The 14,443-nt window shown below is 49.9% G+C and carries 11 protein-coding genes; 4 read left to right on the top strand and 7 right to left on the bottom strand.

Going from position 1 to position 14,443, the window contains the following annotated elements:
- Positions 1-10 precede the first annotated feature (10 nt).
- Positions 11-1,108, bottom strand: coding sequence for an NADH:flavin oxidoreductase/NADH oxidase (locus tag GW590_RS08960; protein WP_169402937.1), 1,098 nt, complete (start codon positions 1,106-1,108; stop codon positions 11-13).
- 242 nt (positions 1,109-1,350) lie between these two features.
- Between GW590_RS08960 and trhO the strand changes: the two genes are divergently transcribed.
- Both trhO and proP read left to right on the top strand, forming a co-directional pair.
- Positions 1,351-2,418 (top strand): oxygen-dependent tRNA uridine(34) hydroxylase TrhO, encoded by a 1,068-nt coding sequence (gene trhO / locus GW590_RS08955; protein WP_169402682.1) that lies wholly within the window; start codon positions 1,351-1,353, stop codon positions 2,416-2,418.
- 644 nt (positions 2,419-3,062) lie between these two features.
- On the top strand, positions 3,063-4,556 hold the full coding sequence (gene proP / locus GW590_RS08950) for a glycine betaine/L-proline transporter ProP (RefSeq protein WP_169402681.1): 1,494 nt from the start codon (positions 3,063-3,065) through the stop codon (positions 4,554-4,556).
- 69 nt (positions 4,557-4,625) lie between these two features.
- Here proP and GW590_RS08945 read toward each other — a convergent pair whose 3' ends face one another.
- From GW590_RS08945 to pyrC, 5 genes are all read right to left on the bottom strand, one after another.
- Entirely contained in the window at positions 4,626-5,285 is a 660-nt protein-coding gene (locus tag GW590_RS08945) for a response regulator transcription factor (RefSeq protein ID WP_169402680.1), read from the bottom strand.
- 190 nt (positions 5,286-5,475) lie between these two features.
- The gene (solA, locus tag GW590_RS08940) at positions 5,476-6,591 is read right to left on the bottom strand and encodes an N-methyl-L-tryptophan oxidase (protein ID WP_169402679.1); all 1,116 of its coding nucleotides are present in this window, start codon (positions 6,589-6,591) and stop codon (positions 5,476-5,478) included.
- Positions 6,592-6,733: 142 nt separating this feature from the next.
- Positions 6,734-6,988 carry a biofilm formation regulator BssS gene (gene bssS / locus GW590_RS08935; RefSeq protein ID WP_169402678.1) on the bottom strand — a complete coding sequence of 85 codons (255 nt, stop codon included), beginning with the start codon at positions 6,986-6,988 and terminating at the stop codon, positions 6,734-6,736.
- 312 nt (positions 6,989-7,300) lie between these two features.
- Positions 7,301-7,552, bottom strand: coding sequence for a DNA damage-inducible protein I (dinI, locus tag GW590_RS08930; protein WP_169402677.1), 252 nt, complete (start codon positions 7,550-7,552; stop codon positions 7,301-7,303).
- 117 nt (positions 7,553-7,669) lie between these two features.
- Positions 7,670-8,719, bottom strand: coding sequence for a dihydroorotase (pyrC, locus tag GW590_RS08925; protein WP_169402676.1), 1,050 nt, complete (start codon positions 8,717-8,719; stop codon positions 7,670-7,672).
- Between the two features lie 227 nt (positions 8,720-8,946).
- Here pyrC and GW590_RS08920 point away from each other — a divergent pair, with 227 nt between their 5' ends.
- Positions 8,947-9,234 (top strand): putative quinol monooxygenase, encoded by a 288-nt coding sequence (locus GW590_RS08920; RefSeq protein ID WP_169402675.1) that lies wholly within the window; start codon positions 8,947-8,949, stop codon positions 9,232-9,234.
- A 112-nt stretch (positions 9,235-9,346) separates the two neighbouring features.
- On the opposite strand, the gene rne is transcribed toward GW590_RS08920, so the two are convergent.
- Positions 9,347-12,802, bottom strand: a complete 3,456-nt coding sequence (gene rne, locus GW590_RS08915) for a ribonuclease E (protein WP_169402674.1) — start codon at positions 12,800-12,802, stop codon at positions 9,347-9,349.
- Between the two features lie 604 nt (positions 12,803-13,406).
- Here rne and rluC point away from each other — a divergent pair.
- Positions 13,407-14,363: a 23S rRNA pseudouridine(955/2504/2580) synthase RluC gene (gene rluC / locus GW590_RS08910; RefSeq protein ID WP_169402673.1), complete on the top strand. Its 957-nt coding sequence runs from the start codon at positions 13,407-13,409 to the stop codon at positions 14,361-14,363.
- Positions 14,364-14,443: the final 80 nt, after the last annotated feature.

Here is a 14,443-nt window from a genome sequence, read left to right as displayed (position 1 = left end):
CGCGCGAGGCTTATTTCACGTTAAACAGACCTTTTACATTATGAGGTTCACTGCGCCAGTATTGTTTTGGTGCCGCAACTTTTGCCCCCAATTTTGCCGCCGCGTGCCATGGCCAGCGTGGGTCATACAGTATGCCGCGTGCCAGGGCGACCATATCCGCCTGGCCGGTACCAATAATGGCTTCGGCCTGTTCCGCTTCAGTGATCAAACCGACGGCAATAACCGGCATCGCTACCGCCTGTTTGATGCCTTGTGCAAAGGGGACCTGATAATTCGGTCCAACGGCAATCTTTTGTTGTGGCGACAAGCCGCCGCTGGAGACGTGAATAAAGCTACAGCCCAGTTTTTCCAGCGCTTTTGCCAGTACGACGGACTGTTCAAGATCCCAGCCCCCGGCAACCCAGTCGCTGGCGGAAATGCGCACGCCAACCGGTTTATGATCGGCAAATACCTGACGTACTTCCTGGAAAATCTCCAGTAGCAGACGCATACGATTTTCCAGCGAGCCACCGTACTGATCGTCACGCTGATTGGCGAGCGGTGAAAGGAACTGATGCAGCAGGTAGCCGTGGGCACCGTGCAACTCAATCAAATCAAAGCCGAGCTGATCGGCACGTTTGGCGCTGTCGACAAAGGCCTGTTTTAGCTGTGCGATCCTTTCCAGGGTCATGGCTTCAGGAGCCTGGTCACCGTCGGCAAAAGCCAGGGCTGAGGGGGCAATGGTCTGCCAGCCACCCTGTTGGCTGCTGATATGTGTTCCTCCTTGCCACGGCGCGTAGCAGGAGGCTTTACGCCCGGCATGACCTAACTGAATGCCAATGGGCATCTCACTGTTGGCGCGCAACGAGGTCATCAGACCGGCTAATGCGCTTTGGGTTTCATCATTCCACAATCCCAGATCCTGTGGCGAGATGCGGCCCACTTTTTCAACTGCGGTGGCTTCGAGGATCAACAGGCCGGCACCGGAAAACGATAGCTGACCCAAATGTGCGTGATGCCAGGAGGTGGCTTTACCTTCGTCAGCCGAGTATTGACACATAGGTGCGATAACTATGCGGTTGGCTAAGGTTAAAGAACCGAGTTGAATGCCTTCAAATAGCTTGCTCATAGTGCCCTCAATCAGTAAGTCTTCTGCCGGCTCGTCCATCTGCGATGGCGGCCATACAAAGAAGAGAGATAAATCAATGCCTACAGGCAGATTACGCCATTGTTGAGTATGGGCCGAAAATTCGACGTTGTAATTTGCAACCAGAGATGTCGCCATCGCTACTTTAATCGTCACCGTGGTTTCATGTATGATGGCGCCGTTTTTATTTTTGATCACCTCAGCGAAAGACAGGAAAGTACACCATGCCAGTGTTACATAACCGAATTTCTAACGAGGAACTGAAAGCGCGCATGTTGGCCGAAACCGAGCCACGCACCACAGTTTCTTTTTACAAATATTTTCATCTCGACGATCCGCAAGGGTTTCGTGACAGTCTTTATATCGAACTGATTAAGTTAAACGTATTTGGCCGCATTTATGTGGCGAAAGAAGGCATCAATGCGCAAATCAGTGTGCCGCAAAGTCAGTTTGCCGCGTTTAAACAGCAGCTTTTTGCCAGCCATCCGGCACTGGACCAGGTGCGCCTGAATATTGCCCTTGAGGACGATGGTAAATCCTTTTGGGTACTGCGGTTGAAAGTTCGCGACCGTATTGTCGCCGACGGTATTGACGATGATACCTTTGACCCTGCCAATGTTGGTGAATACCTCAAGGCGGAACAGGTCAATGCGATGATTGACGATCCCGATGCGTTATTTGTCGATATGCGCAATCACTACGAATATGAAGTGGGGCATTTCGACCAGGCGATTGAAGTGCCTTCCGATACCTTCCGCGACCAACTGCCGATGGCCGTTGATATGCTCAAGGAAAATAAAGATAAGAAGATTGTTATGTACTGCACCGGCGGTATCCGCTGCGAAAAGGCCAGTGCCTATATGCTGCATAACGGTTTTAAAAATGTGTATCACGTTGAAGGTGGCATTATCGAGTATGCCCGTCGCGCCAAAGAGCAGGGTTTGCCGGTTAAGTTTAAAGGCAAAAACTTTGTCTTTGACGAACGCATGGGGGAAAGGATCTCCGACGATGTGATAGCCCATTGTCATCAGTGCGGTGCTGAATGCGATAATCACACCAACTGTCTTAATGACGGCTGTCATTTGCTATTTATTCAGTGTCCGGCATGTGCCGCCAAGTTTGACGGTTGCTGTAGTGAAATCTGCCAGACTGAACTTAAATTGCCCGCGGAACAGCAGCGAGCTTTACGCGCCGGTCGGGAAAATGGCATGAAAATCTTTAATAAATCAAAAGGATTATTACAGACGACAATGCATATTCCTGCCCCAAAACCCGCCGATCCGCAGTCTTAATTCCTTTTATGCGATGTTCAAGCCTGCACTTTTCGGTGCAGGCTGCTTAAAATTTGGCACTTACCCCAGGCGGCTGCGTTGCCAGCGTCGAACCCCATTCCGTACTCAAAATTTTGCCCGTCTTTTACACCATCACCTGGCGTCAAGACAAAGCATATCTGGGCGTGGTCAGCGAGAATTTGTGGCATTTTGCGCTGTGAATTGTTGCTGCGAAATATGACATTTTATCAAAATAAATTAATTATCAACCCAGCATGGCGCTGACTATACTTAAGTAAAACAGGTTGTTAATCCGATGCTATCTTAAGGGTTTTATAAAAATAAATTTTTATAATCATATGGTTAGCTATCATTTTGCCAGTATGGCCCCTCCGGGTTTACAGAGGGTGATATGTCAATATATACAGCAAACTTGACCAGGATTAGGTTTTTGTATAGGTTAAATCTATGTAAATATGCATCGTAAAAATAATTGTGGCATGGTTTTTTATACCATGTTAACGATTAAATTTAGTGAATAATAAACGCTGCTGCATAGCTGTCGCTTCATCTTTCTCATCAGCCATCGAGTCAACCAATTACCAGGGAAGCGAAAGCTATGGTGCTGCATTGATCATAATGTTTGCAACATCAGAGGTCATTTTATGAAGGATTCAACGGAATCTCATACTTCACACATCAAATTTTGGCGTAAGCGTAGCAAGCCCGAGCTGACGCTTGACGACATCACCATTGTCGACCGAAAAATGCTTAACCGTGCCGTCGGGGCTGCCGCTCTGGGTAATGCCATGGAGTGGTTCGATTTTGGCGTCTACAGTTTTTTAGCGGTGACCATCGGCCACGTTTTCTTCCCCAGCGGCAGTGCTTCCGCGCAGCTGATCGCCACTTTTGCCACCTTCGCGGCCGCCTTTTTGGTACGTCCGCTCGGTGGGCTGGTTTTTGGTCCATTAGGCGACAAAATAGGCCGTCAGAAAGTGCTGGCCTTTACCATGATTATGATGGCCGTAGGGACATTTTCTATCGGTCTGATCCCGAGCTATGCCAGCATTGGTATTGCCGCGCCGATCCTGTTGCTAATTGCGCGTCTGGTGCAGGGATTCTCCACTGGTGGTGAATATGGCGGTGCGGCCACCTTTATTGCCGAATACTCCACCGATAAGCGCCGGGGATTTATGGGGAGTTGGCTGGAGTTTGGTACTTTTGGCGGCTACTTGCTGGGGGCGGGTCTGGTGACGGCATTGACCGCCTTTATGTCTGCCGAACAGTTACTGTCTTGGGGCTGGCGTATCCCGTTCTTTATTGCTGCACCTTTAGGCCTGTTTGGTTTGTATATCCGACTTAAGCTGGAAGAAACCCCAGCCTTCCAAAAGCATATGGAAAAGCAGGAACAAATTGAAGAGAGTAAGCCGCGCCAGACGCTGTTTGAAATGTTGCGTCAATACTGGCGTCCGATGATGCAGTGTATTGGCCTGGTGCTGCTGTTTAACGTATCGAACTATATGCTCACCTCATATATGCCAAGCTATCTGACCAGCGTGCTGGGACTGAGTGAGCTAAGTGGTCTGATGCTGATTGTGGTGGTGATGTTTATCATGATGCCCCTGACCCTGGTGCTGGGTTTCTGGAATGACCGCCTGGGTCGAAAACCGGTACTGCTTGCCGGTGCCATCGGCCTTATCATATTGGCGATCCCTGCGCTGTTGCTGATTGGGCAGGGCGGCATGATCGGCGTATTTTGCGGCCTGATGTTGCTTGGGATCTTGCATACTTTCTTTAGTGGCACCATGCCGGCGGCGCTTCCGGCACTCTTTACCACCAATACGCGGTACAGTGCGTTGGCCATCGGCTTTAATATTTCGGTTTCCCTGTTTGGCGGCACCACGCCACTGGTGACGTCCTGGCTGGTATCAGTCACCGGTAATGTATTGGTTCCTGCCTACTATCTTATGGCGGCGGCGCTGATTGGTGCCATTACTGTATTTTCTTTAAAGGAGACAGCGCAAAAACCGTTAATTGGTTCGGCTCCTGCAGTGGCAACCAAAGAAGAAGCTAAAAAATTATTAAACAAATTACATTTGCGCAGAAAAAAAGCCGAAGCAGCTAAAATTAATGTCAGTGATAATACTTCGTCGCATTAATAATTAACGTCAGTAGAAAATGGCTATTCATTTGAATAGCCATTTTAAAATAAACTTTATAATTATAATTTAACGAATTAAGGTCAAAATATCACTTTTGGTTTGTCGACTCAGTGGTCGTATCGCTAACGGATTGATCGGCCAATAAAAGTATTTAATCAGATTATATATAAAACAAAACTCCAGGCGATTTCGCACTTTAATCTTTTGTGTAATATGCCTTTTATGGACATAGACGGTTCTGTCACTGATGTTGAGTTTTCTGGCGATACGATAGTTGGGCATTTCCGCCATCCAGTAGTTCATGACCAATATTTCCTGATCGCTGAACAGCGAAAAAGGCACCGGGCTATATTTGACCGGTAACGGTGTGCCAGAGAGATCGATGGCTTGCTGTAATATGCTGCTAATATTCTGTTTTTTAAAGATAAAAAAGTTATCGGCCACCATAACAGGTTCATCACTTTCCGGGTAACTGGTATCCAGATAACAATAAATGGTGCTGGTGTGTCTTAAATTTAAAAAACTATTGATCACAGGATCGACGTCAGTGTAATGACAGTGGCTTGTCATATTCACGAATATTATATCTGGGTTGAAATCAGAGGCCAAATCTATTGATTGCGCGAGATCCTCAACATCCATTACATCAATTTGGGGGTGATCGATTAGCAGGGAAAACATGCCCAAGCGCATGAAACCACAGGGTTCAACGATAAGTATTTTCATAAATAACTTCCTTGTTTCATTTTTACGAGGGAGAGGGCTGCGATCACTCCTGTGATCTTACAAATGAAGGATATGTTTTTATAATGGCGGATGTCAAATAGTGGTATCAAGAAAGTGAAATAAAAACACTTCGCAAATCAATTTCCCGCCAACCGACTGGTGGCGAGAAATTGATTATTACTGGTTGCGCTTATTTAAAACGAGCCAGTGAGAAAGGGGATAAATCGGTTTTGTACGGTCGATCGCTGGCAAATAGCGAGACAATTTCACCAAGTGCGCTGGCAAACTTGAAACCATGACCGCTTAAGCCGGTAATGACCAGTGTGTTGCCGTGCTCGGGTAAGCGGTCAATAATAAAATCTTCATCGGCGGTGAGGTCATAAGTGCAAGCAGCACCGTGCAGGCAAACGCCTACGCCGGGCAGGAATTGACGCAGAAAGCCAAAAACCTCGCGGCCATCTTCTGCCACACTACCAAAGGGTACGCGCTGCTCAGCAGAGTCAATCGGCTGGCCGCCATTATGCTTACCCAGTTTCAGGCTATCTTTTACCGCAGGAAAACCATAAAACTGATCGCCAGCCAGGGTTTCGACGGTAAAGGCCGGGAAATGGTTTTCTTCGCTATAACGACCATCGGCCTGATGCCAGGCAAAGACTTTTCGCATCGGGGTGATCGGGAGGGAAGGCAGCAGTTTTTTTACCCAGGTACCGGCGGTTAATGCCAGTTTGCGGCCGCGGTATTCGCCATCTTTGGTGCTAACCACGGCGAAGTCATCTTCATAGCGGATGCTCTCGACCGGGCAGTTAAACAACTGGGCACAACCCGCTTCTCTGGCCAGTTTGATATAACCGCTAATGGCTTTTTCGCAATGCAGATAACCTGAATCCGGTTCAAAAACCCCGCTATAACCATCAGGAACATTCAGCAATGGCCATTTGTGGCGGATTTGCTCGGCAGTGAGGGGTTGCGTATTAAGGTTGAATTCCGTGGCACTGGCTTTTACATTGGCAATGAATTCCGAACCTTGCGGACCGATATTCACCACCCCGCATGAGCGGAAAATCTCTTCCTCGGTCAATAGCGCCAACTCATTCCACAGCGCCTGGGCGCGCAAAACCAGTGGCACATAGCGTGCACCTTCACCGTAGGCATGGCGTATCAATCGGGTTTCGCCATGATGACTGCCTGCCTGATGCGGCGGCATGGCGCTATCGATCATTAATACTTTTAGTCCGGCGCGTGTGGCATAAAACCCCGCAGCAGCACCCACGGAACCGCTGCCAACCACAATCAGGTCATAATCCATGCGATAAGAGTCCTTAACAAAATTATAATAAACGGGTTAGCGCATGATAGAGACTTTACAGGGGGAATGGCAATAGAGAAGGGGGGGATTAAAAAGGCACCTGCCAGCGAGTTGTCAGGTGCCCTGGATTTGCTGATTTTGTTTAGTGTTTTCTTTGGTCAATGTAATGGAACTCGTGTGATTCGATCTTTTCTATGCCAGCTTCAAGAATATTGATAAGTTGTCTTGCTACGTCGGTAGTTAACCATAGCGTTCTATCTACCTGAGCATCTTCTGGCGTTTGGTCTTTTGAAGACAGGTAATGAAGACGTATCATCATTGCGTCGTAGGAATCTACGGTACTGATATCCCAGCCAACAAGCGGGTGTGTCTGAATAACTTCGTCATTTCTGTCCATATAGACCCCTTATGTTGTAGTGACTAGCATGAGTGACTAACGAGGATCAATGCGGCCCATTATCAAGTGAGCTACGTAAGTATAAGCATTTTTTGGTTTTTTGGGACAAAAATCCCCTATTTAGTTGTAAAAAAGTTTTTTGGCTACCATTTATGGCATTTTTGCGGAAATTTTGAGCAGATAAAAAAGCCGGACAGCGACGCCCGGCGAAGAGACTAATGGCCATTGAGGCCTGATTATTATTAATTTTCACCTTGCAGCGTGCCAGTAAACACCCATAGCGACGCTGTTGCAGCTTGAAAACCGGCAGTGTTACTGCGTATCGGCCGAGAACCAGTCGTCGGCGCTTTCCCAGGTTTCCTGCAAAATTTCTTCAATAATATCTTTATCTGTTTTGGCACCACCCAGTACCGACAAACTGTTGGCACCGGCATAACGTACCTGCACGCTATTATTGCTGTCGGAAAATTTTTTGTTGATACGGTTGCTCAGTTCCCCTGACAGGGCTTCCAGTGCGCCAACCGGCAACGGTTTTTTCTTATCGATACAGACTTCAATACGCATAATTGCTCCTCCGTATAATTTATACTGTGAATATATACAGTTATTTTTGTAAGAGCAAGCGCTGCGTAAAATAAACCGAAAGCAAACATCGCTTCCGGTTTATTTTACGACAGTAAGTTAGCAGGCAGTGACTTTCCAGTTCAGGGTTTGTCCCGCCAGGAAAGGGACAATGGAATCTTTGCCCAGTGGGATGGACTCGGGCTGCGTCACCGGCGTGCGCGTGAGCTCGACGCTGCCTTCATTCAGCGGCAGGCCATAGAAGCGCGGGCCATTTTCGGAGCAGAAGGCTTCAAAATGGTCGAGAGCGTTCATTTCTTCAAATACCGTCGCATAGGCTGACAGCGCCAGCGGAGCATTGAAGCAACCCGCACAACCACAGCTCGACTCTTTCAGATGCCTGGAGTGCGGGGCCGAGTCAGTACCGAGGAAGAAACGATCGTTGCCGCTGGCGATAATTTCACGCAGCGCCTGCTGGTGGATATTACGTTTGAGAATGGGCAGGCAAAACAGATGCGGGCGTACACCACCGACCAACATATGATTGCGGTTAAACATTAAATGCTGCGGCGTGATGGTGGCCGCCAGATAGCGGTTGCCGTTTTGTACATACTGCGCAGCTTCTTTGGTCGTAATATGCTCAAACACCACTTTCAGTTCCGGGAACTGGCGGCGTAGTGGTTCCATCACTTCATCGATAAAACGCGCTTCGCGATCAAAAATATCCACATCGGCATGGGTGACTTCGCCGTGGACCAATAAAGGCATGCCAATTTTTTGCATGCACGCCAGCAGCGGATAAATAGCCTGAATATTGGTGACGCCGTGACTGGAGTTGGTGGTGGCGTTGGCCGGATAAAGCTTCGCAGCCGTAAATACCCCTTGTTCAAAACCGCGCGATAGCTCGGCAGGATCCAGCGTGTCGGTCAGGTAGCAAGTCAGCAGTGGCGTAAATTGATGTTCGGCAGGAATGGCGGCGGTAATGCGGGCACGGTAGGCAATGGCGGCATCAACGCTGGTGATCGGCGGTGTCAGATTGGGCATGACAATCGCGCGACCAAAAATCTCACTGGTAAACGGCAATACTGTACTCAGCACGGCGTCGTCGCGAAGGTGGATATGCCAGTCATCGGGACGGCGTATTTTTAAAACTTGCGGTATTGCGGTCATGGGACAAAACTCCGGCATTGAGAGACAAGACGTTCGGATCAGGTGCAGTAATGGGAGCATTAACGGCGGGGTATAAGGATAAGCGTAAACTCAAACGGATGCATTACTTTGTTAAGTTAACGTTGAAATCAATACCGTTGCGGGGTCATAGTAGAGGTTAATGATTAGCAGTGGCTAAGTAATACCGGCTGTAAAATAATCAAATTCATTATACAGGAGTTAAAATTATGGAAGTTAGAATCGTTGCCCCACTGACCGTAAAACCTGAATTTGTTGAAGAAGTGACCCAGACATTGCTGACCATCGTTGCCGCCAGCCGCGAAGAGTTAGGCTGCCTGCAATATGATTTACATCGAGAAATTGGCAGCAGTAACAGTTTTATATTTTATGAACGCTGGCGTTCAGAAGAAGCTGTTGCCCAGCACGAAGACACCGAACATTTTAAGCATTTTGTCAGTCAGCTTGAGGGTAAACTGGAAAAAATTGAAATCAAAAAAATGAAAGTACTGGCCTGACCCTCTGCTCTTGTTCCCTACTGCGCTAATCATAAAAAAACCCGCCAATTGACCTACTGCTCAATGGCGGGTTTTTACTACCGGTCAATCGCAACCGGCAATGACTTTCAGTTTACTGCGGCATTTCCGGCTTGGTTGCCGGTGCTGTCGCTGCGCTTGCTGCGGCATGGCCACCGGCAGAACCTTTGCCGGTAAAGTCAAACTCGGGACGAACCCAATCGCTTAAGCGCGGAGCTTCTGCAACGTAGGCTGGTGCCGGTGCTTTGGTCATCGGCGCAGTAGCATGTTTTTCCTGACGCATCTGCGCTGCAGTGACGGCATCTTTGTCGATGGCTGGTGCTTTCTGCACTTCGCTAACCACTGCGGCAGGGGTCACTTGCGGGATTTCGACAGCAGTTGGCGTTACTTCTGGCACAGCCGGAATGTCAGCCGTTGCGGTCTGGGCTTCAGCAGTTTGCGGCTCGGCCACTTCGGCGATCGGCTGATCAACCTCGGTAACTTCAACTTCAACTTCAGCAACAGGTTCTACAACTTCAGGCTCACTAACCACGGGTGCCAGAACTTCTGGCTCAACCACTTGCGGTTCCGTTGGTACTGGCGCTTCGCTGACCGTTTCTACGCTGTCAAGAGTGACAGGCTCAACAATCTCTGGTTCAGCAACGGCTGTCGGTGCTTCGACTTCGGCTGCAGGCTCAGGTGCTTTCACGGCTTCGGTCTGCTGTTCGGAAACTGGCGCCGAGGCGACGGAATGCGAATGCTCAGACGGTTGCACGCTTGGTGCCGCAGGCGTTACCGGCGTGACATCGGTGGTAACCGGTGTGTTTCCCTTGGCAATTTCAACCTGAGTGGTTAACACGGCGGCAGCTTCTGCGACCGGTTCTTCACTCTGCGGCTGTTGTGCTTCAAACTGAGGCTGAACCTGCTCAACCGGTTGCGCCACCGGATAGGTGATCCACACTTTACCTGATGCCATTTCTGGTGACACAAAGGCACCGGCCAACGGCATTGGCGACTGTGACGGATAACGCTCATCGCGATAACGGCGACGACGTTGACCGCTAACGCGCAGATGACGCGGTGAGCGACGTGAGCGGCGAGGCATACCGTTTTCACGGTTGTTTTCACCCTGAGTTTCCTCAGCGTCAGTGTCGTTGCTTATCTCGGTAACTGGCGTTGCTGCTACTGGCGCTGATTCTGGTTCAACACTGCGTTCAGCAGGTTTAACGCCAGTGATCAGCATTTGAGCTGCATCTTCAACATCCTGATCCACTTCAGATTCAAAGCGAACCTTCTGCGTTAATTGACGGCGCTGGCGACGTTGGCTTGGTACCTGTGGACGATCGTCGAGATCTTCACTGATTACCGGGGCAGCGACAACTTCTTCCACTAATGGAGCTTCAGCAACCTTGTCTTCCTGCGGCGCTTTACGTTTGTCTTCCTGACCCTGACGACGGCGTGAGCGATCGCCACGTTCACGGCGAGGCTGCTGCTGGACTTGCTCTTCGCTTGCCACCGCATTCTCGGCATCCTGAACCAGGACTTCAGCATCGGCGACCACTTCAGGATTACGACGGTTGCGACGTTGATCTTCACGCGGCTCACGGGTGTTTTCGCGAGATTCGCTGCGGCCTTCGCCACGGTTATCACGGTTATTGCGTTCGCCACGTTCTCCGCGCTCACCGTTGCGATCGCGACGACCATTTTGGCGACGCTGATTGCGACGTTCACTGTTACGACGATTTTCGCCTTCGGTGGTTTCTGTTTCGACCTTGGCTTCTTCTTCGACGACAGCCGGTTTAACTTCTGGCTGCGGTTCGGAAGCAAAAAGGCTTTTCAGGCCACTAAACAGCTTGCTGATAAAACCGGATTTTTCGGCAGCAGGCGCGGTATTAACCGTTGTGGTGCGGGTTTGTTCCGGCTGTACGCTGGCATCAGGCTGTTCGTAAGAGGGAGGAACTTCTGCTGGCAGAGCAAAGGTTGCCAGAGCGGGTTGCTCAGGACGTTTGCGCTCGGCAGGCAGTTCTTCAGAAGGTTGCAGCATTTCCGCTTCATGGATTTGCGGCAGCAGATAGCTCAGTGCCGTGCACTCTTCGCCTTTGCGTACACGCAGAACGTGGTAGTGCGGGGTCTGCATCTGCTCGCTTGGTACGATCACCGCGCGAACGCCACCCTGACGTTTCTCGATAGCATTCACCGACTCGCGTTTTTCATTGAGCAGGTAAGAGGCAATCGGCACCGGCACGATAGCATGGACTTCTTTGGTGTTTTCTTTCAGCGCTTCTTCTTCGATCAAACGCAGAATCGACAGCGACAACGACTCGTTATCACGCACGGTACCTGTACCGTCGCAGCGAGGGCAGACGTGGTGCGTGGATTCTCCCAGTGAAGGGCTCAAACGTTGGCGTGACATCTCCAGCAGGCCGAAGCGGGAAATGCGGCCAATCTGGATACGTGCACGGTCCTGGCGGACCGCATCGCGCAGACGGTTTTCGACTTCACGCTGATGGCGCACTGGCGTCATATCGATATAGTCGATAACAATCAGGCCGCCGAGGTCGCGCAAACGCAATTGACGGGCAATTTCGTCTGCCGCTTCGAGGTTGGTATTGAACGCGGTTTCTTCGATATCACTACCACGCGTGGCGCGCGCCGAGTTGATATCAATGGCGGTCAAGGCTTCGGTGCTGTCGATAACAATCGAGCCGCCAGAAGGCAGGCGAACTTCACGCTGGAAAGCGGATTCGATCTGCGACTCAATCTGGTAATGGCTAAACAGCGGGATTTCACCGATATAGGGTTTGATCTTGCTGCTAAAATCAGGACGACCCAGAGCCGCGATGTGCTCTTTGGCCAGTTCGAGGACTTTCGGGTTATCGATAAGGATTTCGCCGATATCCGGACGCAAATAATCACGGAAGGCGCGAACGATAACGTTGCTTTCCTGGTGGATCAGGAAAGGTGCCGGGCGGCCTTCTGCGGCTTTCTTGATGGCATCCCAGTGTTTTAAACGGAAGCTTAAATCCCACTGCAGAGCTTCTGCAGATTTGCCAACGCCAGCGGTGCGGACGATAAGCCCCATGCCGTCTGGAAGCTGCAAGGAGGAGAGTGCTTCTTTTAACTCGGTACGGTCATCACCTTCGATCCGGCGGGAAATACCCCCAGCGCGCGGATTGTTAGGCATTAACACTAAATAGCTACCGGCCAGACTGATAAAGGTCGTCAGTGCTGCGCCTTTGTTACCACGTTCTTCTTTATCGACCTGAACAATCACTTCCTGGCCTTCGCGCAGAACATCTTTGATGTTTGGACGACCATGAGAGGCGTAATTATTAGGGAAGTATTCGCGGGCGATTTCTTTTAGAGGGAGAAAACCATGTCGTTCCGCACCATAATCAACAAATGCTGCTTCCAGACTTGGTTCTATGCGGGTGATTTTACCTTTGTAAATATTCGCTTTTTTCTGCTCGTGGCCGGGACTTTCAATATCCAGATCGTAGAGCCGCTGTCCATCAACAAGAGCAACGCGCAACTCTTCTTGCTGAGTTGCGTTAATCAACATTCTTTTCATCGTAACTTACTCGTTATTTTTCCATTATTGTCAGAACTGCGGGCAAAATAACCTCTATGGCCGGATAAACCGTTGGCCCCGAGTCTTCTCGCATAGTCGTCAACCTCCCGGTTGTCGCCTGCATAGGGGCGCATTATTTCGGTAAGCCTGCTTTTGCCGTATCAGGAACCACAGCTTGATGAAAGCAGTACTTTTAGTAGGGGAATAGCCTCTGAATTCGGATAGACAGATCTCATTCCGTTTGCCGGCCAAGCTGCAACCCGCAGCCCGCTAATTGCTTGATTTCACATTACGTCTTACGCCATTGCTGCGTTTTTGTGCGATCAGGCAAATCTCTAATTTCCAGCGTTTTCCCAAAGTTTAAGAGAATCAACGCGGAAGTGTTCTCATTATTCCATTGCTGGCACTGATATAGCAAGGTGACTTTTTCGCTTAGCTAAAGATAGTCTCACGCCAGGAAGGTCAATCCCTTGCCAATATTCACTGAATTAACGCCTACTTTAAGTATTCCTCGACAGTTACTGGTAAACTTAGAGTTAAGCACAGAAAAATCAGCGGCGCGAACCCCGCACTTAATATTTAGAATCATCTAGAATCATGGCCCATGAAAACTGAGAATCCGGTAGTACAAATAATCCCCATTAGCGAAGACGAAGCTGGTCAGCGAATTGATAACTTTTTGCGCACTTTCCTTAAAGGTGTGCCGAAAAGCATGATTTATCGTATTTTGCGTAAAGGCGAAGTTCGCGTTAACAAAAAGCGAATCAAGCCAGAATATAAATTACTGTCCGGTGATCAGGTTCGCGTTCCACCGGTACGCGTTGCCGAGCGTGACGATGCCCCGGTGTCCGCCAAGCTGGATAAGGTCGCGGCGCTGGAACATTGCATTCTGTTCGAAGATGACCATCTGCTGATCCTCAACAAACCTTCCGGCACTGCGGTACACGGCGGCAGCGGACTGAGCTTTGGCGTGATCGAAGGTTTGCGCGCGTTGCGTCCGGATGCCCGTTTCCTGGAGCTGGTGCATCGTTTGGACCGCGATACCTCGGGCGTGTTGCTGATTGCCAAAAAGCGCTCGGCGCTGCGTTCACTGCATGAGCAACTGCGTTTGAAAGGCATGCAAAAAGATTATCTGGCGCTGGTTCGCGGCGAGTGGCCGGCACACTGCAAAGTGGTGCAGGCACCTTTGTTGAAAAATATTTTGCAAAGCGGCGAGCGCATTGTGCGGGTTAACAGCGAAGGTAAACCCTCAGAAACGCGTTTCAAAATCGAAGAGAAATACGGCTTCGCCACCTTGATTAAGGCCAGCCCGGTGACCGGTCGTACGCACCAGATCCGTGTGCATGCCCAGCATGCCGGTCATCCCATTGCCTTTGACGACCGCTATGGCGACCGTGACTTTGATGCCCAACTGGTCGGCAGTGGTATTAACCGCCTGTTCCTGCATGCAGCGGCGCTACGCTTTGATCATCCGGGCACCGGCGAAACGCTGCGTATTGAAGCCCCGCTGGAGCCAAAGCTGCGCAACGCCTTAAAGAAATTGCGTGACGCGGTAAAATAAAACCAGCCAGAAGCGCCCCTGGGTGTGCTATGCCCGAGTATCTCGATCATCAAGACGACTTGGTCATCAAACTCAAGCGC

It is taken from the genome of Rouxiella aceris, from assembly GCF_012933545.1.
Taxonomy (GTDB): domain Bacteria; phylum Pseudomonadota; class Gammaproteobacteria; order Enterobacterales; family Enterobacteriaceae; genus Rouxiella; species Rouxiella aceris.
Note: the sequence above shows the minus strand (reverse complement) of the source record. Positions and strands in the feature narration are given on the sequence as shown.

Excerpts from the sequence above, each read along its gene's own strand:
- dinI (WP_169402677.1), bottom strand. The coding sequence starts at position 7,552 with ATGCGTATTGAAGTCTGTATCGATAAGAAAAAACCGTTGCCGGTTGGC.
- bssS (WP_169402678.1), bottom strand. The coding sequence starts at position 6,988 with ATGGACAGAAATGACGAAGTTATTCAGACACACCCGCTTGTTGGCTGG.
- rluC (WP_169402673.1), top strand. The coding sequence starts at position 13,407 with ATGAAAACTGAGAATCCGGTAGTACAAATAATCCCCATTAGCGAAGAC.
- solA (WP_169402679.1), bottom strand. The coding sequence starts at position 6,591 with ATGGATTATGACCTGATTGTGGTTGGCAGCGGTTCCGTGGGTGCTGCT.
- GW590_RS08920 (WP_169402675.1), top strand. The coding sequence starts at position 8,947 with ATGGAAGTTAGAATCGTTGCCCCACTGACCGTAAAACCTGAATTTGTT.
- GW590_RS08945 (WP_169402680.1), bottom strand. The coding sequence starts at position 5,285 with ATGAAAATACTTATCGTTGAACCCTGTGGTTTCATGCGCTTGGGCATG.
- trhO (WP_169402682.1), top strand. The coding sequence starts at position 1,351 with ATGCCAGTGTTACATAACCGAATTTCTAACGAGGAACTGAAAGCGCGC.
- GW590_RS08960 (WP_169402937.1), bottom strand. The coding sequence starts at position 1,108 with ATGAGCAAGCTATTTGAAGGCATTCAACTCGGTTCTTTAACCTTAGCC.
- proP (WP_169402681.1), top strand. The coding sequence starts at position 3,063 with ATGAAGGATTCAACGGAATCTCATACTTCACACATCAAATTTTGGCGT.
- pyrC (WP_169402676.1), bottom strand. The coding sequence starts at position 8,719 with ATGACCGCAATACCGCAAGTTTTAAAAATACGCCGTCCCGATGACTGG.
- rne (WP_169402674.1), bottom strand. The coding sequence starts at position 12,802 with ATGAAAAGAATGTTGATTAACGCAACTCAGCAAGAAGAGTTGCGCGTT.